Origin of the sequence: Curtobacterium sp. NPDC088465 (assembly GCF_044753165.1) — a bacterium.
Lineage (GTDB): Bacteria > Actinomycetota > Actinomycetes > Actinomycetales > Microbacteriaceae > Curtobacterium.
In genome coordinates this window covers 46,056-65,222 of record NZ_JBIVMR010000003.1, presented here as the reverse complement: position 1 = coordinate 65,222, position 19,167 = coordinate 46,056, and the positions used below count along the sequence as shown (strand labels likewise).

Below are 19,167 nucleotides of genomic sequence, written 5' to 3'. Positions count from 1 at the left end.
CTGGAATGCTCATGTCTGCCACGCCCGTCATCACGTACCCGCCCGAACTGCCGGTGTCGCAGCGGCGGGACGACATCGCCGCCGCGATCCGTGACCACCAGGTCGTCATCGTCGCCGGCGCCACGGGCTCGGGCAAGACGACGCAGCTGCCGAAGATCTGCCTGGAGCTCGGCCGCGAGTCGATCGGGCACACCCAGCCCCGCCGGATCGCCGCCCGCACCATCGCCGAGCGCGTGTCCGAGGAGCTCGGCAGCGAGCTGGGCGACCTGGTCGGCTACCAGGTGCGGTTCACCGACAAGGTGAGCGGGAACACCCGGATCAAGCTCATGACCGACGGGATCCTCCTCAACGAGATCCACTTCGACCGTGACCTGGAGCGCTACGACACGATCATCATCGACGAGGCCCACGAGCGCTCGCTGACGATCGACTTCCTGCTCGGGTACCTGAAGCGGCTGCTCCCCCGGCGCCCCGACCTCAAGGTCATCATCACGAGTGCGACGATCGACCCGGAGTCGTTCTCGCAGCACTTCGGCGGCGCACCGATCATCGAGGTGTCCGGCCGGACGTACCCGGTCGAGATCCGCTACCGGCCGCTCGTCGCTGACGACGCCGCGGACGGTGACACCGGTGCGGACGAGGGCGACGACACCGACCCACGGACCGACGACAGCGGTGGCCGCGGTGGGAGCGCGGACGACCGCGACGTGCTCCAGGGCATCACCGACGCGCTCGACGAACTCGCGCGCGAGGACCCGGGCGACGTCCTCGTGTTCCTGTCGGGCGAGAACGAGATCCGTGACGCGCAGGAGGCGATCGAGGGCAAGCGCTACCCGGGCACCGAGGTCCTGCCGCTCTACGGCCGACTCTCCGCCGCCGACCAGCACCGCGTGTTCGAGCGCCGGACCACCCCGGGTGTCCGTCGCCGCGTCGTCCTCGCCACGAACGTGGCGGAGACCTCCCTGACGGTGCCGGGCATCAAGTACGTGATCGACACCGGCACCGCCCGCATCTCCCGGTACTCCCCGCGGGCGAAGGTGCAGCGGCTGCCGATCGAGGCGATCAGCCAGGCGAGCGCGAACCAGCGCTCCGGACGCGCGGGTCGCACCAGCGCGGGCATCGCGGTCCGGCTCTACTCCGAAGACGACTTCACGCGCCGTCCGGAGTTCACCGACCCCGAGATCCTCCGCACGAACCTCGCGGCGGTCATCCTGCAGATGATCTCCCTCGGCTTCGGCGACATCGAACGCTTCCCGTTCCTGCAGCCGCCGGACTCCCGGGGCGTCAAGGACGGCCTCGACCTGCTGCGGGAGCTCCGCGCGGTCGACCGCGACGGCCGGATCACCAAGTCGGGCCGACAGCTCACCCGGTTGCCGATCGACCCGCGGCTCGGCCGGATGGTGCTCGAGGCCGGTCGCCAGGGCGTCGGGCGCGAGGTCATCGCGATCGTCAGCGCCCTGAGCATCCAGGACCCACGTGAACGACCGCTCGAGAAGCGTGCCCACGCCGACCAGCTGCACGCCCGGTTCGCCGATCCGACGAGCGACTTCCTCACCCTGCTCAACCTCTGGAACCACATCGAGGACAAGCAGGAGGAGCTGTCGTCGAGCGCGTTCCGCCGCCTGTGCAAGGCCGAGTTCCTGAACTACTTGCGCATCCGCGAGTGGCAGGACCTGTACCGGCAGCTGTCCCGCGCCGCGAAGCAGGTCGACGTGCGGGTGGGCCAGTCGCGCTCCGAGGACGGCGACGCGGTGCACCGTTCGCTGCTCGCCGGGCTCCTCAGCCAGATCGGGCTGCGGGACAAGGAGAAGCGCGACTACCTCGGCGCGCGCAACGTCCGGTTCGTGGTGTTCCCGGGCAGCGTCCTGGCGAAGAAGCAGCCCGACGCCGTGATGGCCGCCGAGCTCGTCGAGACGAGTCGGCTGTTCGCCCGGACCGTCGGCCGGATCGACCCCGCGTGGGTGGAGCCGCTCGCCGGTGACCTGCTCAAGCGCACCTACGGCGAGCCGCACTGGGAGAAGAAGCAGGGCGCGGTCGTGGCGTACGAGCGCGTGACGCTGTTCGGCGTCCCGATCGTGCAGCGTCGCCGCGTGCAGTACGGGCGCGTCGACCCCGGGCACTCGCGCGAGCTGTTCATCCGCCACGCTCTCGTCGAGGGCGAGTGGGACGCGCAGCAGGCCTTCGACCGCGCGAACCGGAAGCTCCGTCGCGAACTCGAGCAGCTCGAGGAGCGCACCCGCCGTCGCGACATCCTGTTCGACGACGAGCGTGTGTACGAGTTCTACGACGCACGGATCCCTGCGGACGTCGCCACCACGCGCGACTTCGAGGGGTGGTGGCGGACGACCCGTCGCGAGCAGCCGGACCTGCTCACGATGCGGCGGCAGGACCTGCTCGACGAGGACGCCGCCGAGGCCGCCCAGGACGAGCAGGAGTACCCGACGCAGTGGCGTTCCGGTGACCAGCGCCTGGCGATCAAGTACCGCTTCGAGCCGGGCGCGCAGGACGACGGCGTCAGCGTGCAGGTGCCGCTCGCGCTGCTCCCCCGCATGCGCGAGGAGGGCTTCGACTGGCAGGTCCGTGGCCTGCGGAAGGAACTCGTCACCGCACTCATCAAGTCGCTGCCGAAGCAGATCCGGAAGAACGTCGTCCCCGCTGCCGACTGGGCCGAGAAGATCGTCGCCGAACTGCCCGACGACGCTCCGACCGAGCCGACGGAGTCCTTCCGCGCGACCCTCGCTGCGGCGATCCAGCGGATGACGTACGTGCCGGTGACCGAGGCCGACTTCGACCTGTCCCGGGTGCCGGCGCACCTGCTGCCCACCTGGGCGGTCGTCGACGAGCGCGGCCGTCGGGTCGAGTCCGGGAAGGACCTCGCGGCCCTCCAGACGAAGCTGAAGGATCGGACGCAGCAGAGCGTCGCCTCCGCGACGGCGAGGGCAGCGGCCCGGCCGGGAGGCGCGGCGCGCGTCGCCGGGGCCTCCTCCGGCACGCAGGTGGAACGCTCCGGCCTCACCGCCTGGCCGTCCGACGACCTGCCGCAGGTCCTCGACACGAAGCAGGCCGGTGGCGTGATCCGTGCCTACCCGTCGCTGGTCGAGGAGGGCGACGGTCCGAAGGCGACGGTCGGTGTCCGCCTCCTGGCGACCCCCGGTGACCGCGCTGTGAACATGCCCGCCGGCGTCCGTCGGCTCGTCATGCACGCCGTGCCCTCGCCGGTGTCGTACGTGCAGTCGCACCTCACGGCGCAGGAGAAGCTCGCGCTGGCCGCGAGCCCGTACGCGTCGACCGCAGCGCTGTTCGACGACGTGCTGGCCGCCGTCGTGGACGCGGGCATCCGACGCACCCACCCCGACGGTCTGGTCTTCACGAAGGCCGACTTCGAGGCGGTCCGCGATGCCGTGTCCTCCACCGTCGTCGACACGATGTTCACCGCCGTGTCCGAGGTCGCCGCCGTGCTCACCGCGCAGCGGGCGGCCGACAAGGCGATGAAGCAGGCGAACTCGATGGCGCTCCTGCCGGCGCTGACCGACATGCGCCAGCAGGTGGAGCGCCTGGTCTTCCCGGGCTTCGTCGCCGTCGCCGGGCTCGACCGGCTCCGGCGGATCCGGGTGTACCTGCGGGGTGTCGAGGCCCGCGTGCAGAAGCTCCTGCAGAACCCCGGACGTGACGCCACGTGGATGCGTGAGGTCACGGTCGCCACCGACCGCTACACCGACGCCGGTGGCGTGTTCCCGCCGTCGGTCGGGGCCCACGCCGAGCTCGTGCACGCACGGTGGATGCTCGAGGAGTTCCGCCTGAGCCTGTTCGCCCAGGAGCTCGGCACCGCCGAGACGGTCTCGCTGCAGCGGATCACGAAGACCCTGGCCGCCGCCCGCTGACGGGGCTCAGCCGAGGTCGGCGGCTCCGGTGGCCGGATCCTCGACGGAGGGCCCCTCGACGGCCAGCCCCTCGACCACGGTGACGTTCGGCAGCGCCGCCAGGGTCCGCCCGGGCAGGAACACCTTCGCCCCGCGGAGCCCGGCGCCCACGACGACCTCCGGAGCACCGAGCACGCGGGCGTCGACGTACACCGGCCAGTCCGCTGGCAGCCCGATCGGGGTGATCCCGCCGTACTCCATGCCGGTCAGCTCGACCGCCTGGTCCATCGGCGCGAAGCTCGCCTTGCGGACGTCCAGCAGCTTCTTCACGACCCGGTTCACGTCGAGCTTCGTCGACGCGAGCACCACGCACGCCGCGTGGCGGACCTCGTCGCCGCGCTTCCCCACGACGACGATGCAGTTCGCGCCGCCCTCGAGCGGGTAGCCGTACGCCTCGGAGAACGCTGCGGTGTCGGCGAGGGCCGGGTCGATCGGCGCCGCCTGGATCGTCGACAGCAGGTCGCTCGGCAGTGCGACGAGCGCCTGGGCGACGGGGATCGCGAGGAACCCGGTGGCGACGAGGGCAGGGGAACGATCGAGCGTCGGCATGCCCCGAGCCTAGGGAGCAGCCGACGGACGGGCGATCAGGCGGTCAGGCGCGCTCGTCGATCGACCGGGCTCCCGGCACGGGCGGCGCCGGGTCGTCCGAAGCCTCCGGGTCGTCCGCCCGTGCCCACTTCACCGTCCACCGGACCAGCGGCTGCACGCGGTCCCACGCCGCGGTGATGTCGTCGAGGGAGCTCTCCAGCGGCAGGTGCACGAGCGCCGCGTAGTGCTGCATCCGGAGCAGGTCGATCCGCGGGTGGTCCACGTCGTACCCGCGCGGGGCGGTCTTCAGCGGCGGACCCGCCAGCTCGTACCCGGCGTCGGACAGCTCGTCGAGCTCCCGTTGCAGCGCGGCCGCCGCCTGCGGGTGCTCGTCGATGGTCGTGCGCGCCGCCCGCAGCTGTGCGCGCGACGGTTCGTAGAGTCCACCGCCGACCTGCAACCCGTCCGCTCCGGCGCTCAGGTACATGCCGCCCGCGGTGAGACCGGTGTCCTCGCGGTAGGGCCGCGCGTCCGGCGTGAAGCGCAGGTCGCGGTGCTGCCGCAGCACCCGTCCGGCACCGTAACGGTGCTCGGCCTCGTGCAGGAGCGCCTCCATCGGCTCCTGCACGTGCCGTTCCCAGTCGTCGCGGTGCTCCTCGAACCACGACTTCTCGTTGTGCGCGGCGAGCCCGCGGAAGAACGTCGCGAGCGCTGGTGAGAACGGCGTCGAGGGCATGCACCACTGAACCGCCGTCCGGTGCACGCGCGTCGGGAGTCCGGGGGACGAGACTGGCCGGGTGGACCGACTCCGACCGATCGACCTCGACCAGTGGCCCCGCGCCGAGCACTTCGCGCACTACCGGCGGGAGCCCTGTGCGTGGGAGATGACCGTGGAGGTCGACGTCACCGCCTTCGTCGACGCCGCCCGGGCCGCCGGCGCGAAGACGTACCCGTCGCAGATCTGGGTGCTCGCGACGGTCGTGAACCGGCACGACGAGTTCCGGATGCAGCTCACCGAGGAGGGCCGGCCCGCGGTGTGGGACGTGGTGCACCCGACCTTCACCGTCTTCCACCCCGACACCGAGACCTTCTCGGTGCTCGTCACCGAGTACGACCCCGACGCACGGGCGTTCCACGACGCCGTGGTCGCCACGACCGAGCGGTACCGCGACGACCACCGCATGTTCCCGCAGGGCACCGGTCGCACCGACCTCTTCGACGTCTCGACGCTCCCCCGCACGTCGTTCACCGGCTTCGCGCTGCACCTGACGGGCGCCGAGGACCACCTGGCGCCCGTGATCACGCTCGGGCGCTACCGGCAGGTGGAGGGACGCACCCGCATGCCGATGGCGCTCCGGATCAACCACGCGGCGGTGGACGGCTTCCACGCCTCGCGCTTCGTCACCGAGGTCGAGGAGCTCTTCGCCAACCCGTCCTGGCTCGGCTGACCAGCACCGCGATCCGATCGTCCCCGTCCCCCGGACGCACACCCGACGAGCACCGACCGGGAGCACCGTGGCCGGCATGCACGACGACGAACTCACCGCCCTCGCGGTCGCCCGCGCCCTCGACAACGTCCACGACGATGGCAAGCCCTTCGCCTGCCTGATCGTCCGCGACGGCGAGGTCGTGGTCGAGGCCGTCAACCACGTCGCCCAGACCGGCGACCCGACCGCGCACGCCGAGATCCGCGCGATCCGCGCCGCCGCCGAGCAGGGCATCACCGACCTCACCGGCCACGAGGTGTTCGTCACCGCGTACCCGTGCCCGATGTGCCTCGGCGCGCTGTACTACGCCCAGCCGGACCGCGTGGTCTTCGCCGCGACGCGGGAGCAGGAGGGCGAGCACTACGAGGACGGCAACCGCCTGATGACGCTCGGCACCTTCTACGACGAGTACGCGAAGCCCGTCACGGAGCGCGCCCTTCCGAGCGAGCAGGGCCGGGTCGACGACCCGACGGCCCCGTTCCGCGAGTGGACCGCCCGCCACCCGTCCTGACCGGACGCCCGCCCGCCACGGATGGGACCGTACGACGGGTCGTCACCACGCGACGCGCGTGACCCGGTGACGGACGGGAGGCCCGTGGCGACGCCGCCACGGGCCTCCCGTCCGGTGCGGATCGCGACCCGGCTGCCGTGGCCGGGCCTTCAGGGAGCCGGCGTCAGCCGGTAGAGCACCTGCGGGCGGCCTCGACGGCCGTACCGGTGCGCCAGGTCGATGGCGCCCGTCGCGACGAGGTGGTCGAGGTACCGGCGGGCGGTGGCCCGCGAGGTGCCCGTCGCTGCCGCGACCTCGTCGACCGAGCGGGCGACCACGGGGTCGAGCGCCGTCACGACCCGACCGAGCGTGGTGGCGCTGACGCCCTTCGGGAGGGCGTCCTCGGGCGCTCGCGTCGTCGTGCGGTCGGGTCCGACCACGCGCACCGATCCGGTGGCGAGCAGCCGGTCGACGTCGCCCTGCCCCATCGGGACGTCGCGCTGCGCGTCCTCACGGGACCGACGTTCGGCCGCGTAGGCGCGGAGCCGGTCCTGCAGGGCCTCGCGGTCGAACGGCTTCAGCAGGTACCCGACCGGGTGCGCGGCGAGCGCCTGCCGGACGGTGACCTGGTCGCGGGACGAGCTGACGACCAGCACGTCGGTGCCGTCGACGCCGGCGACGTGCATGCGGTGCAGGACCTCGATGCCGCTGATGTCGGGCAGGCGCATGTCGAGCAGCACGAGGTCGACCCCGCGCTCCACGGATGCCAGCGCGGCGCCGCCGGACGCGACCGCCCCGACGACGGCGAACCCCTCGGTCGCGGCCACCCACCGGGTGTGGAGTGCGCGAGCGCCGGCGTCGTCGTCGACCACGAGCACGCGGAGCGCCGCCGTCACGATCCCGCCGCCATCTCGACGTCGAGCCGGGCACCGCCGAGCGCTGCCGACCGTCCGACGACCACGGATCCGCCGCGGTCGGTGGCGGTGCGTCGGACGAGTGCCAGGCCGATGCCGCGCCCGAGGCCGCTCTCGTCGGTCTTCGACGACCACCCGCGGGTCAGCACGCGGTGCGCGTCGGCCGGGTCGATGCCCGGTCCGTCGTCCTCGACCCTCACCGTCACACGCCCGTCATGCGAGCCGATGGTGCAGCTGACGGTGGCCGCCCCGGCCTCGGCGGCGTTCCGGCACAGGTTGGCGACGACCAGCAGCACCGCGTCGTCGAGCACGACGTCGTCGGCGATGCGCAGGTCGAGCGTGGTCCCGGCCACGGCGAGCTCCGAGCGCACCGCCGCGACCGACGCCGTCGCCACCGCACCGCGGCGCGGCGACCCGGCACCGCCGCCGCTGGTCAACCCGGGTGCCACGGCGTCGATGTAGGCCATCGCGTCCTCGTCGTCCCCCTGTTCGACCAGTCCGCGCACCACGTGCAGACGGGTGCCGAACTCGTGTGCCTGCTCGCGCAGCGCCTCGGTCGTCCACCGGACCTGCCGGCTCTCCGCGTCGACCGCGTCGGCTCGGCGGAGCCGTCGGGCGATCACGAGTGAGAGGAGCACGCTCGCGAGCGTCGCCGCGACGAGCGCGCCGGTGCTCCACGGGAGCAGGGTGCCGAGGGCCCGTTCCCGGTCCGCCGCGATGGTGGACTCGAGCACGCCGACCGCCACGACGCCGACGACCTCGCCGTCCGCGTCGACGACGGGCACCTTCGCACGCAGGGTCGTCCCGGTCGGGCCGGTCTCGGTGCCGACGAACTCCGCACCGCGGAGCACGGGCGCGATCGTCGTCTCGACGGGCTCACCGCGTTCCGCCGGGTCCGGGTGGGTGATCCGCACGCCGTCGTCGTCGGTGACCACGACGTACGAGACGCCGGCGGCACCCTCGACGAGCGTCGCGATCGGTTGCAGTGCCGCGGTGGCGGAGGCGAGGTCGTCGGCGTCGGCGAGCGCGCCGGGTGCGCCCCGGTCGGCGACCGACGCCACCGCGTCCCGCACCTCGGGCAGGTCGGCCAGGCTCGACGCGACGCCGGACACCTGGTCGACCACGGACGTGCGGATGGCGCGCTCCTGCACCACGGCCGCGACCCCGGTCGTGACACCCGTCGCCGCGAGCACGATGACGCTCGGCAGCGCGAGCACCGCGGTCCGCCGCAACCGCCCGAGACGAGCCCTGGTCACCGTGGCGTCCCCCTTCGGCCGCGACGCCGTGAGCGTCAATGAGCACATCTCCGCCGCCGGGTGCTCGCCCGGTCGGCGGCTGCCATCGTACTTCTCGACCTGCGGCACGACGACGTGCGCAGGAGGGAGCCAGCAATGCCAGAGCAACCAGTGCAGCCGGAGCAACCAGTGCCCGCGGAGCAACCAGTGCCGGAGCAGCCGACGACGGGGACGCCGGGTCCGCCGCGTGCCCGTCGCCCCGTCGCACGCGTGGTCGGGACAGCCGTCGCCGCGGTGTCCATCGCGGTCGCGGCCTTCGGCTCGGTGACGTCGGCAGCGGCCGGAGGTGACCCGACCCGGTCGGTGACCCTCGTGGCACCGGCGGCGGCCGGCGGCGGTTGGGACGGCGTCGCACGGTCCATGCAGCAGGCGCAGCGCGCGAACGGCATCGTCAACTCGGTCCAGGTGGTCAACATGCCGGGCGCCGGTGGCACCATCGCGCTCGGGAACGTCGCTCGGCTCGCCGGACAGACGGACACGCTGCTCGTCGGCGGGACGGGGCTCCTCGCGGCCGAGATCCAGTTCGGTTCCGCGGTCACCCACGACGACATCACGCCGCTCGCGGTCACCGTCGAGGAGTACGACGTCATCGTCGTCCCCGCCGACTCGCCGTACGAGACGCTCGACGACCTCGTCAGCGCCTGGCGCGAGCGCCCCGGCTCGGTGCCGTGGACGGGCGGCGGCTCGTTCGACCAGCTCGTCGTCACCGACCTCGCCGTCTCGGCCGGGATCGACCCGAAGGACACGAACTACATCCCGTCGGACGGCGGTGGCGAGGCCATCCAGGCGCTCCTCAACGGCACGGCGGCGGCGGCCTCGGGCGGGTACCCGGACAACATCGACCAGATCGAGTCCGGTCGTCTGCGCGCACTCGCGCTCGTCGCGGCGGAGCCGGTCGAGGGCATCGACATCCCCACCGCGGTCGAGCAGGGGCACGACGTCACGCTGACGAACTGGCGCGAGATCGCTGCACCGGGCGGACTCGACGACGAGCAGCGGGCGCAGCTGACCGACATCGTGCTGGACACGCTCGACACCCCCGAGTGGGCGGACGCCGTGGAGCGGTACCACTGGACCGAGCGGATCATCACGGGTGACGAGCTCGACGCGTTCATCGACGAGGAGCGCGAGCGCATCACCGGGCTGTACGAGGAGCTGGGCCGATGACCCGTCCGAGCAACCCCACGTCGTCCTCCGCGGTCGTCGGACAGCGGCTCACGCTGCGGGCCGACCCCGGCCGCGTCGCCGCGGTGGCGAAGGAGCTGACCACTCCGGCGCTCTTCACCGCCTTCGCGGTCTACCTCGTCGTCGGCATCGTCGCGATGGAGGTCCCCGACGGAACCGCGTTCCCCGGGCCCGCGGTGTTCCCCGGCATCGTCGCCGCCGCACTCCTGCTGCTGGCCGCCCTGCTGGTCGTCCGGTCCGTCCGGGCTGCGCGCGGCCGACGGGTCGGGTCCGACGGCACACCGTCGGAGGCCCGCACCGACACCGCCGTCCGCGCCGACGCGCACACCGCCGCCGACACCGACACGACCGGCACCTCGGTCGAGCAGCGCTCGGTCCGCGTCGACTGGCGCTCCCTGGCCTGGGTGGTCCTGTCCTTCGCCGCCTTCGCCCTGCTGCTCGGCGTGCTCGGGTGGATCGTCGGTGCCGGACTGCTCTTCCTCGGTGTCGCGAAGGGGCTCGGCGCCCCGGGGTGGCTGCGTCCGCTCGTCGTCGGTCTGACGGTGAGCGCGATCAGCTACATCGCCTTCGACATGCTGCTCGACCTGTCGCTGCCCTCGGGCATCGTCGGATGGGAGTTCTGACGTGGACGTGCTCGGTCTCCTCGGTGACGGCTTCGCCGGCGCCCTGACCCCCGCCAACCTGCTCTGGGTCGTCGTCGGGTGCCTCCTCGGCACCGCGGTCGGCGTCCTCCCCGGCCTCGGCTCGTCGATGGCGGTGGCGCTGCTGCTGCCCGTGACGTTCTCGCTCGACCCGACCGCGGCGTTCATCATGTTCGCCGGCGTCTACTTCGGCGGGCTCTTCGGTGACTCCACCATGGGCATCCTGATGAACACGCCGGGCCAGGCCTCGGCCATCGCCTCGACGTTCGAGGGCCACAAGATGGCGCTGAACGGACGAGCGGCCCAGGCGCTCGCGACGGCCGCGATCGGCGCGTTCGTCGGCGGCATGATCGCCTCGGTCCTGGTCGTGTTCCTCGCACCGGCGCTCGCGTCGTTCTCGTCGAGCTTCGGACCGGCGGAGTTCTTCGCCCTGGCACTGTTCGCGTTCGTCACGACGTCGTCGGTCGTCACCGACGACGCGCTGAAGGGCCTCGGCTCGCTGTGCCTCGGCCTCGGCATCGCGGTGATCGGCGTCGACGGCATCTCGGGTGCGCCGCGCTTCACGATGGGCGTGCCCGAGCTCTTCGACGGCATCTCGCTCGTCACGGTGACGGTCGCGGTCCTCGCGCTCGGCGAGGTCATCTACGTCGCGTGCCTGGCCCGACACCTGAAGGACGGCCGGATGGTGCAGGCGACCGGACGCCCGTGGCTCTCGAAGCGGGAACTGCGCGAGGCGGCGCCCGCCTGGCTGCGGGGCACCGCGATCGGGCTGCCCTTCGGCGTCGTGCCCGCCGGCGGGTCGGAGATCCCGACCTTCCTGGCGTTCGGGCTCGAGAAGCGTCTCGACGCCCGCCGGAAGGACCCGCAGTTCGGCACGGGTGCGATCCGCGGGCTGGCGGCACCCGAGGCAGCCGGCAACTCCACGACCGGCATGGCGATGGGTGCGCTGCTGTCCCTCGGTCTGCCGGTGTCGGCGACCGCCGCGATCATGCTCGCCGCGTTCCGCCAGTACGGCCTGCAGCCGGGTCCGCTGCTCTTCGACCGGTCCCCCGACCTGGTCTGGGCGCTGCTGGCGTCGTTCTTCATCGCGATGGTGGTGCTGCTCGTCATCAACCTCCCGTTCGCGATGCTGTGGGCGAAGCTGCTGCGGATCCCGCGCGCGTACCTCTACGCGGGCATCGCCGTCTTCTGCGGGCTCGGCATCTACGCGACGAGCGGTTCGGTCTTCGACCTGCTCATGCTGCTCGGCATCGGTCTCGTCGGGTTCCTCATGCGGGCCCTCGACATCCCGCTCGCACCGCTCATCATCGGGATGGTGCTCGGTCCGCTCGCCGAGACGAGCCTGCGGGACGCGGCGCTGAGCGCCGACGGGGACTTCTCGGTGCTGGTGGCCGGCCCCATCCCGATCGTGCTCTACGCGGTGCTGGCGGTCGTGGTCGCGGTCACGGTGACCGGCCGCGTCCGCGCCCGCCGAGCGGCACGGCGCGAGCTGGTCGACGCGTAGCCACGACCCAGCGTCGCCGGCGCGCGGTCCGGGTCGGACCCGCCCCGTGTCGGACGGGAGGCACGGGGCGGTCCTGCACCGCACCTCCCGTCCGACACCGCGACGGACGGGAGGCACGTGGCGGCACCGCACCGCGCCTCCCGTCCGCCGGGTGGCGCGCTACGCTCGTCCCGATGCGCGCGACCGTGCGGGACGTGGCGGCCCTCGCCGGGGTCTCCCCGAAGACCGTCTCCAACGTGGTGAACGGCGGCGTGCCCGTGCGGCCGGCGACACGGGAGCGGGTCGAGCGCGCGGTCGCCGAGCTCGGCTACGTGCCGAACCTGTCCGCGCGCGGCCTGCGCAACGGACGCTCCGGCGCGATCGCCCTGACGCTGCCCGAGCTCGGCAGCGCCTACTCGGCCGAACTCGCCCAGTGGTTCGTCGAACTCGCCCGCGAGCGCGGCTGGACGGTGCAGCTCGACCAGACCGGACACGACCCCGGACGTGAACGGGACCTCGTCTCCCGGGCCCGGGCCCACCTGGTGGACGGCCTCGTGCTCAACCCGGTGTCGCTCAGCGCGAGCGTCCTGGCCGAGACCGAGGGGCTCCCGCCGACCGTCGTCATCGGCGAGGTCGAACCGGAGCACGTCGACCAGGTGCACGTGGACAGCCGCCGCGCCGCACGCGAGGTCACGACCCACCTGCTCGACCGCGGGCACCGTCGGATCGCGGTCGTCGGGGCCGCCCGCCCGACGGACGCCACCGCCACGAGCGAGCTGCGCGACCAGGGCCACGCGGATGCGCTCGGCGCGGTCGGCCTCGACGTCGACCCCGCCCTGCGCGTGCCGCTGCCGACTTGGTCGACGAGTGCGGCGGCGGCGGGGTTCGCGACCTGGCTGGACGCGCACCCGCTGCCGGACGCGGTGTTCGCGTACACGGACTCGATCGCCTTCGGCGTGCTGCACGTCCTGGCGGCACGGGGTGTCCACGTGCCGGAGCAGGTCAGCGTCGTGGGGTTCGACGACGTCGACGCCGCAGCCTTCGCGATCCCGGCGCTGACGACGGTGTCGTTCGACCGGCGGGCCTTCGCCACGGCGGCGCTCGACCTGCTCACCCGACGCATCGCCGACCCGACGGCCGCTCCGGAGACCGTCGTCGTGCCGCACCGGATCGTCGAGCGCGCGAGCGTCGCCGCCCGCTGACCAGCCGGCAGCCGTCGCGCGCCCGTCGCGCGGCCGTCGCGGTGCTGGACCGTCCTGTCGACAGGCCCGGGTACCGTGCGCCGCATGAGTGCCGACGACCCCGCGATGCCCGTGCTGACCGCGACCGTCCTGCAGTCCCCCGACCCGGTGCGCCTCGCGCGGTTCTGGGGTGCGCTGACCGGGTGGACCGTGCACGAGGACGGTCCGACCTGGCTGCGGGTGCGCCCGGCCGACGGCGGGGTCGGGCTCTCGGTGCAGTACGACGACGCCTACGAGGCACCGACCTGGCCCCCGGTCACGGGGACGCAGGGCATGCAGCTGCACCTCGACCTGCAGGTGGAGGACCTCCACGCCGCGACCGCCCGCGCGCTCGAGCTCGGTGCGACCGAGGCGGACTTCCAGCCCCAGGACGACGTGCGGGTGCTCCTCGACCCCGACGGGCACCCCTTCTGCCTGTTCCTGCCCGGCGCCTGACCGCGGCGGCAGCGGCGCGGCACAGCACGGCCCCGAGACTCGGCCAGGCGGACGAGACTCGCGGGCCCCGGGGACGAAAGTGTCCGTCAGCGCGAGTCTCGCGCACGGCCGCCGCACGGCCTCTCGCGGCTCAGCCCGCTGAGCCCGGGCCCGCGGCCGCGTCGAGCACGACCTCGCGGGTCTGCTGCGCGCCGAGGATCCGGAAGTGCCCGCCGACGGGCACGCGCACGTTCGTGGCCCCGGCGAGCTCGCTGCCTCCCGGGATGAGCGTGTCGAAGACCCCGTAGACGGACGTGATCCGGGCGTTCACGGCGAGGTCGCGTCCGAGCGCTGCGAGCACCGGGTCCGCCGCACGGAAGGCCCGCAGGTGCGGCACGGGCGCCAGCCGGGCGTACACGGACCCGCCGAACGGCGTCGACACCGCCACCATCCGGTCGATGCGCTCCCCCTCGGGCAGGGTCATCGCGTACTTGCCGATCAGACCGCCCTTGCTGTGCGCGACGACCAGCACCCCGCGGAGGTCGTGCTCGTCGAGGTACGCCAGGACCTCGCGCGCCGACTCCGGCACGGGACGCAGGTTGTGCCGCAGGACGGGCAGCACGTGCACCGGGTGCCCGGCGTCGTGCAGGGCGTCCATCAGCGGGCGCATGAAGTGCCAGGTCTCGTAGACGCCGGGCACGACGACGACCGGCTGGCCGTCACCGGTCCGGTAGTCATCGGCGGTCGTCGGTCCGGTGCTCCGCAGCTGCCACCGCGCGGCGTACCACCAGTCGAGGGCGGCCCACCAGGCGCGACGCAGCAGCGGCACACGGCCGGGAGGCACGGCCGCCGTCCCCGACGCCGCTCCCGTCCCCGGGGTGGTCCGGTCCGTCACCGTGCCGGCCCCGTCGTGGTGTCACCGGTCGACGGGCCACCGGCCGCGAGGTCCTCGACGGTCTGCACCCGCCGGAGCTCGTCGACCAGCCGCGCGAACGCGACGGGCTGCCGGTCCTGCACGTGGTGACCGCCGGGGAGCTCGACCAGGACACCCCGACGCGCTGCGACCGCGAGCGCAGCAGCCCAGTCCCGTCGCCCGATCGGGTCGCGGTCGCCGCGCACGACGAGCACCGGCTGCGGGAGCTCCGGGACGGTGTCCTCGAGCCGGTAACGGAGCATCGGTCGGAGCTGCCGGACGTACTGTCGCAGGCTCCGCAGGTAGTCGGTGAGCACGACGAGGTTCATCCGCGGGTCCTCGACGAGGCAGTCGCGTCCGAGGTCCGTCGCCTGCTGCAGCAGCGTCCGCCGCGCCGGGTCCACGACGGGGCCGACCAGGACGACCGCGGTCACCGTCTCGGCGTGCCGACGGGCTGCCTCGACGACGACCTGGGTGCCCATCGACTGGCCGACGAGCACGAGGTCCCCGACGCCGCGGGACCGGACGGCTCCGACCACCAGGTCGCCGAGCTCCTGCAGGTCGAGCGGGCGGCCTGCCGGGGGGAGCCCGCCGAAACCCGGCAGGTCGACCGCGACCGTGCGGTGGGTGCGGGCGAGGTGGCGCTGCGTCCGGTCGAAGGAGCGGTGCGACATGCCGATGCCGTGCACGAGGACGACCGTCGGCGCGAGCGTGTCGTGCAACCGCCCGGCCGGCGCGAGGGTCCGGAGCCGCACGGACAGCCCACCGACCTCGAAGGACTCCACCCGTGCGCGCACGGTGCGAACCTACCCGGCGCTCCCCGGCGCGGGATCAGCCTGATCGGCACGCACCTCTCGACGCGGGGTCGCGGCGGCCCTGTGCTCCGCAGCATGCGCAAGGTGACCTCGGGGCTGTTCGCATCGATCGACGGTGTGGTGCAGGACCCGTACGAGTTCCAGTACGACTCGTTCGACGCCGAGCTCGGGACCGCCATGACGGCGTGGATGGAGCGGACCGAGACTGTGCTGCTCGGCAAGCAGAGCTACCTGGAGTGGTCCGAGTGGTGGCCCCGGCACGAGGACGACCCGTTCGGCCGGTGGATCAACCCGATCGAGAAGCACGTCGCGTCGACCACCCTCGGTGACGACCTGACGTGGCAGAACGCGCACCGGATCCAGGGCGACGTCGACGCCTTCGTCCGCGACCTCAAGGCCGGCGAGGGCGGCGACATCGCGGTCACCGGCAGCGTCACGCTGGTGCGCCACCTGCTGTTCGCCGGACTCCTCGACGAGCTGCAGCTCATGGTGCACCCGGCGATCGCCGGAGCCGGGCGGCGGCTCTTCGAACCGACGGACCCGCCCACCCGCCTGCGCCTGGTGCAGAGCGTGGTGACCAGCAAGGGGAACGTGCTGAGCACCTACGCGCCGTTCGACGCCTGACGGCGGCGGGGCGTGCCTCCAGGCCGGACCGCGGGACCGCTCCATCGGCAGCCGGACGGGCAGGTGGACGGACGGGTGCCGAGACCGGCGTACCCTTCTGGGTGGCCGTCGACCGCACCACCCTGGAGAACACCATGTCCGAGGACACCCGCCCGCACGTCGTCATCGTCGGGGGTGGCTTCGCGGGGATCGCGGCCATGCGTGAACTCGCCGACGCGGACGTCCGGGTGACGCTCGTCGACCGCCACGTCTACAACATGTTCCAGCCGCTCATGTACCAGGTCGCCACCGGCGGCCTGAACGCGGGCGACGTGACGTACTTCCTGCGGAGCCTGCGGGCGAAGCAGTCGAACGCCGACTTCCGGCACGGACTGCTCACCGGCATCGACACCGAGCACCGCATCGCGGAGATGTCGGACGGCGAGCACCTGCACTACGACTGGCTGATCCTGGCGAACGGCGTCAACACGAGCTACTTCGGCACCCCCGGTGCGTACGAGTACGCCTACTCGATGTACTCCCGCTCGCAGGCACTCCGCATCCGCGACGAGCTGTTCACCCGCCTCGAGCAGGCCGCGGCCCAGCAGGGCCCCGACGAGATCCGCGTGGTGATCGTCGGCGGCGGCGCGACCGGCGTGGAGATGGCCGGCGCCCTCGCGGAACTCCGCGACCAGGCGCTCGTCGGCGCCTACCCGGAGATCGAGCGCGGCAACATCTCCATCACGCTGGTGCACCGCAGCGGCGAGCTGCTCAAGCCGTTCGCCCCGCGCCTCCGTCGGTACGCGGCCAAGGTCCTCCGGAAGCGAGGGGTCGTGCTCCGCCTGGACACAGGCGTCGCCGAGGTCAAGGAGGACGGGGTCGTCACCGCCTCGGGCGAGTTCATCCCCGCGTCGCAGGTCATCTGGGCCACCGGGGTCGCGGCGCACAAGGAGGTCTCCGGCTGGGGCCTGCCGCAGACCCACGGCGGTCGCATCCAGGTGAACGACGACCTGAGCGTGAAGGGCGTGGAGCGGATCTTCTCGGCCGGCGACATCGCGGCGCAGGACGACGCGCTCGCGCAGCTCGCCCAGCCCGCACTGCAGGGCGGCAAGCACGTCGCGCGCCAGGTGGTGCGGCTGCTCGACGGGAAGCCGACCGAGCACTTCAAGTACTTCGACAAGGGCACGATGGCGACCATCGGGACGAACGCCGCGGTGGCGCAGCTGCGCGGCGGCATCACGATGGTCGGCCCCGTGGCGTGGCTGGCGTGGGTCGCGGTGCACATCGCCTCGCTGCTCGGCAACGGCAACCGGCTGTCGACGCTCTCGCACTTCTTCGTCCGCTACCTGTGGTTCATGCGGAAGCGCTCGATCCCGATCGTCGGGGACGTCCGGCCGGTGCGCCCGAACGGCGACCGCGAGCCCGAGCCCTGGCAGATGCAGAAGGCCGAGTAGGCCGGCCGGCCGGGCCGGCCGGCGGCCCGGCGCCGGGCCGGCCCGGCCCGGCCGCCGGCCGCCGGCCCGGCGCCGGCCCGAGCCGAGACTCGACCATGCGGACAGATTCGCGGCGGTTGCGTCGCGAAACTGTCCGCTGTGCCGAGTCTCGCCACCGTGGTGACGAGCGCGGCGGGCGCGGCCGTCAGCGCGCGGCGGCGTGTGCGTACGCCCCCGCGGCGATGTCCTCGAGCAGGGACGGCCCGACGGGCTCCCACCCGAGCAGCTCCTGCGTCGCGGTCGACGACGCCGACATCTCCGCGCCGAAGAACCCGCCGATGAACCCGAAGTGCGCCGACGCGTCCGACGGGTCGATGCTCGTGACCGGCAGCCCGAGCGCGTCGCCGATCGCTGCGGCGATGTCCCGCGTGGGGATCCCCTCCTCGGCGACGGCGTGCAACCGTGCGCCCGCGGGGGCCTGCTCGAGACCGAGTCGCACCATGCGGGCGGCGTCGTCCACGTGCACGGCCGCCCAGCGGTTGCTGCCGTCACCGACGTGGCCGGACATCCCGCGCTCGAGCGCGACCCCGGCCAGGTACGCGACGAAGCCGTGGTCGCCGACGCCGTGCGTGGTCGGGCTGAACCGCGCAGCGATCGCGCGGACCCCCTGTTCCACGAAGTCGAGCGCCCGGTTCTCGCTGCCACCGCGGGGGCTGTCCACGCCCGTGAAGGGAGACGGGTCCCGCTCCTCGGCGGGACGACCCGGAGCCAGGGCGGCGACCCCGGATGCCACCACGAACGGGCGGTCCGTGCCGACGAGGGCGTTCGCGAGGGTCTCGACGGCGGCGCGCTCGGTGGCGTTCGTCGCAGCCTGGTCGGACCAGTCGTGCTTGTTCGCGAGGTGCAGGACCCCCTCGGCACCGGCCGCACCCCGGGCGAGCGCCCCGAGGTCGTCGAGGTCGCCGCGCAGGACCGTGACGCCCTTCGTCTCGAGCGCCGCCGCCGCCGCGTCGGAGCGCGCGAGGCCGGTGACGTCGTGCCCGGCGGCGAGCAGGTCGTCGACGGTGTGGGAGCCGATCCATCCGGAGGCTCCGGTGACGAACACGTGCATGAGTGGTCCCTTCGTGGGGTGTCCGCGGCTTGATGTCACGGACTGACATCACCGTAGCACTCGATGTCAGCGACTGTCATCAGTAGGATCGTCCCATGGCACGATGGCGATCGGGCACCCGGGAACGACTGCAGGCGACCGCACTGCAGCGCTTCGCCGAGCACGGCTACGACGAGACGACCGTCGCCGAGATCGCCGCGGCAGCCGAGGTCACCGAGCGCACCTTCTACCGGCACTTCGCCGACAAGCGCGAGGTGCTGTTCGCCGGGCAGGACGACTTCACCGGCATGTTCACCGACCCGATCGCCCAGGCCCCCGGGGGGACACCCGCCCTGGCCCTGGTCGGTCGCGCGCTCGACTCCGCGGCCGCGTTCTTCCCCGACGACCGTCGCGCGTGGTCCAGGGCCCGACAGCAGGTCATCGACGCCGTGCCCGCACTGGGCGAGCGGGAGCTCGGCAAGCTCGCGACCCTGAAGGTCCACCTGGGCAGCGCACTGCGCGCACACGGGATCGACGAGCCGGCGGCCACGATCGCCGCAGAGACGGCGGTCACGGTGTTCCACCTGTCCTTCACGCAGTGGATCGCGGACGGCGAGGACCGCGACTTCGCGGCGATCGTGCGCGAGCGGCTGGACGCACTGACCCGGATCCTGCACCCCGGATCTTGAGCGTCCTCTTACCCGGACAGGGCAAG

At 73.0% G+C, this 19,167-nt stretch carries 18 protein-coding genes; 11 read left to right on the top strand and 7 right to left on the bottom strand.

The window, feature by feature from the left end:
- Positions 1-11 precede the first annotated feature (11 nt).
- Positions 12-3,881 (top strand): ATP-dependent RNA helicase HrpA, encoded by a 3,870-nt coding sequence (gene hrpA, locus ACIP6W_RS12090; RefSeq protein WP_400429787.1) that lies wholly within the window; start codon positions 12-14, stop codon positions 3,879-3,881.
- A 6-nt stretch (positions 3,882-3,887) separates the two neighbouring features.
- Here hrpA and ACIP6W_RS12085 read toward each other — a convergent pair whose 3' ends face one another.
- Together ACIP6W_RS12085 and ACIP6W_RS12080 are read right to left on the bottom strand one after the other, a co-directional pair.
- Positions 3,888-4,469 (bottom strand): YbaK/EbsC family protein, encoded by a 582-nt coding sequence (locus ACIP6W_RS12085; protein WP_066655935.1) that lies wholly within the window; start codon positions 4,467-4,469, stop codon positions 3,888-3,890.
- Positions 4,470-4,512: 43 nt separating this feature from the next.
- The gene (locus ACIP6W_RS12080) at positions 4,513-5,184 is read right to left on the bottom strand and encodes a DUF2461 domain-containing protein (protein ID WP_400429782.1); all 672 of its coding nucleotides are present in this window, start codon (positions 5,182-5,184) and stop codon (positions 4,513-4,515) included.
- Positions 5,185-5,245: 61 nt separating this feature from the next.
- Between ACIP6W_RS12080 and ACIP6W_RS12075 the strand changes: the two genes are divergently transcribed.
- Both ACIP6W_RS12075 and ACIP6W_RS12070 read left to right on the top strand, forming a co-directional pair.
- Complete coding sequence (locus tag ACIP6W_RS12075; protein WP_400429779.1) at positions 5,246-5,896, top strand: CatA-like O-acetyltransferase; 651 nt, start codon at positions 5,246-5,248, stop codon at positions 5,894-5,896.
- A 76-nt stretch (positions 5,897-5,972) separates the two neighbouring features.
- Positions 5,973-6,446: a nucleoside deaminase gene (locus tag ACIP6W_RS12070; RefSeq protein WP_400429776.1), complete on the top strand. Its 474-nt coding sequence runs from the start codon at positions 5,973-5,975 to the stop codon at positions 6,444-6,446.
- A gap of 149 nt (positions 6,447-6,595) precedes the next feature.
- On the opposite strand, the gene ACIP6W_RS12065 is transcribed toward ACIP6W_RS12070, so the two are convergent.
- The gene (locus tag ACIP6W_RS12065; RefSeq protein WP_400429773.1) at positions 6,596-7,321 is read right to left on the bottom strand and encodes a response regulator; all 726 of its coding nucleotides are present in this window, start codon (positions 7,319-7,321) and stop codon (positions 6,596-6,598) included.
- Positions 7,318-8,595, bottom strand: a complete 1,278-nt coding sequence (locus ACIP6W_RS12060) for an ATP-binding protein (RefSeq protein ID WP_400429770.1) — start codon at positions 8,593-8,595, stop codon at positions 7,318-7,320. Before ACIP6W_RS12060 ends, ACIP6W_RS12065 begins: the two co-directional genes overlap by 4 nt.
- Before the next feature lie 249 nt (positions 8,596-8,844).
- Here ACIP6W_RS12060 and ACIP6W_RS12055 point away from each other — a divergent pair, with 249 nt between their 5' ends.
- The 5 genes from ACIP6W_RS12055 to ACIP6W_RS12035 all read left to right on the top strand — a co-directional run bounded on the left by ACIP6W_RS12055 (position 8,845) and on the right by ACIP6W_RS12035 (position 13,619).
- A complete protein-coding gene (locus tag ACIP6W_RS12055; protein ID WP_271826661.1) occupies positions 8,845-9,801 on the top strand; it encodes a tripartite tricarboxylate transporter substrate binding protein in 957 nt (318 codons plus the stop codon).
- Entirely contained in the window at positions 9,798-10,442 is a 645-nt protein-coding gene (locus ACIP6W_RS12050; protein ID WP_400429767.1) for a tripartite tricarboxylate transporter TctB family protein, read from the top strand. Before ACIP6W_RS12055 ends, ACIP6W_RS12050 begins: the two co-directional genes overlap by 4 nt.
- Before the next feature lies 1 nt (position 10,443).
- Complete coding sequence (locus ACIP6W_RS12045) at positions 10,444-11,964, top strand: tripartite tricarboxylate transporter permease (protein ID WP_209685533.1); 1,521 nt, start codon at positions 10,444-10,446, stop codon at positions 11,962-11,964.
- A gap of 173 nt (positions 11,965-12,137) precedes the next feature.
- A complete protein-coding gene (locus ACIP6W_RS12040) occupies positions 12,138-13,145 on the top strand; it encodes a LacI family DNA-binding transcriptional regulator (protein ID WP_400429765.1) in 1,008 nt (335 codons plus the stop codon).
- Between the two features lie 84 nt (positions 13,146-13,229).
- Positions 13,230-13,619, top strand: coding sequence for a VOC family protein (locus ACIP6W_RS12035; RefSeq protein WP_235426366.1), 390 nt, complete (start codon positions 13,230-13,232; stop codon positions 13,617-13,619).
- A 130-nt stretch (positions 13,620-13,749) separates the two neighbouring features.
- Here the strand turns inward: ACIP6W_RS12035 and ACIP6W_RS12030 are convergent, their stop codons facing one another.
- Complete coding sequence (locus tag ACIP6W_RS12030) at positions 13,750-14,493, bottom strand: triacylglycerol lipase (protein WP_235426367.1); 744 nt, start codon at positions 14,491-14,493, stop codon at positions 13,750-13,752.
- Entirely contained in the window at positions 14,490-15,308 is an 819-nt protein-coding gene (locus tag ACIP6W_RS12025) for an alpha/beta hydrolase (RefSeq protein WP_311206528.1), read from the bottom strand. The genes ACIP6W_RS12030 and ACIP6W_RS12025 overlap by 4 nt, the downstream gene beginning before the upstream one ends.
- A 93-nt stretch (positions 15,309-15,401) precedes the next feature.
- Here ACIP6W_RS12025 and ACIP6W_RS12020 point away from each other — a divergent pair, with 93 nt between their 5' ends.
- Together ACIP6W_RS12020 and ACIP6W_RS12015 are read left to right on the top strand one after the other, a co-directional pair.
- Entirely contained in the window at positions 15,402-15,950 is a 549-nt protein-coding gene (locus ACIP6W_RS12020; RefSeq protein ID WP_400429761.1) for a dihydrofolate reductase family protein, read from the top strand.
- A 101-nt stretch (positions 15,951-16,051) separates the two neighbouring features.
- Complete coding sequence (locus ACIP6W_RS12015) at positions 16,052-17,383, top strand: NAD(P)/FAD-dependent oxidoreductase (RefSeq protein ID WP_235426368.1); 1,332 nt, start codon at positions 16,052-16,054, stop codon at positions 17,381-17,383.
- 184 nt (positions 17,384-17,567) lie between these two features.
- Here ACIP6W_RS12015 and ACIP6W_RS12010 read toward each other — a convergent pair whose 3' ends face one another.
- Positions 17,568-18,473 carry an NAD-dependent epimerase/dehydratase family protein gene (locus ACIP6W_RS12010; protein ID WP_400429758.1) on the bottom strand — a complete coding sequence of 302 codons (906 nt, stop codon included), beginning with the start codon at positions 18,471-18,473 and terminating at the stop codon, positions 17,568-17,570.
- Positions 18,474-18,568: 95 nt separating this feature from the next.
- On the opposite strand from ACIP6W_RS12010, the gene ACIP6W_RS12005 reads away from it, so the two are divergent.
- Positions 18,569-19,141 (top strand): TetR/AcrR family transcriptional regulator, encoded by a 573-nt coding sequence (locus ACIP6W_RS12005; protein ID WP_400429756.1) that lies wholly within the window; start codon positions 18,569-18,571, stop codon positions 19,139-19,141.
- Positions 19,142-19,167 lie beyond the last annotated feature (26 nt).

Bases quoted from the DNA above. Each gene is read 5' to 3' on its own strand.
- hrpA (WP_400429787.1), top strand. From the start codon at position 12: ATGTCTGCCACGCCCGTCATCACGTACCCGCCCGAACTGCCGGTGTCG.
- ACIP6W_RS12085 (WP_066655935.1), bottom strand. From the start codon at position 4,469: ATGCCGACGCTCGATCGTTCCCCTGCCCTCGTCGCCACCGGGTTCCTC.
- ACIP6W_RS12080 (WP_400429782.1), bottom strand. From the start codon at position 5,184: ATGCCCTCGACGCCGTTCTCACCAGCGCTCGCGACGTTCTTCCGCGGG.
- ACIP6W_RS12070 (WP_400429776.1), top strand. From the start codon at position 5,973: ATGCACGACGACGAACTCACCGCCCTCGCGGTCGCCCGCGCCCTCGAC.
- ACIP6W_RS12050 (WP_400429767.1), top strand. From the start codon at position 9,798: ATGACCCGTCCGAGCAACCCCACGTCGTCCTCCGCGGTCGTCGGACAG.
- ACIP6W_RS12040 (WP_400429765.1), top strand. From the start codon at position 12,138: ATGCGCGCGACCGTGCGGGACGTGGCGGCCCTCGCCGGGGTCTCCCCG.
- ACIP6W_RS12035 (WP_235426366.1), top strand. From the start codon at position 13,230: ATGAGTGCCGACGACCCCGCGATGCCCGTGCTGACCGCGACCGTCCTG.
- ACIP6W_RS12020 (WP_400429761.1), top strand. From the start codon at position 15,402: ATGCGCAAGGTGACCTCGGGGCTGTTCGCATCGATCGACGGTGTGGTG.
- ACIP6W_RS12010 (WP_400429758.1), bottom strand. From the start codon at position 18,473: ATGCACGTGTTCGTCACCGGAGCCTCCGGATGGATCGGCTCCCACACC.
- ACIP6W_RS12005 (WP_400429756.1), top strand. From the start codon at position 18,569: ATGGCACGATGGCGATCGGGCACCCGGGAACGACTGCAGGCGACCGCA.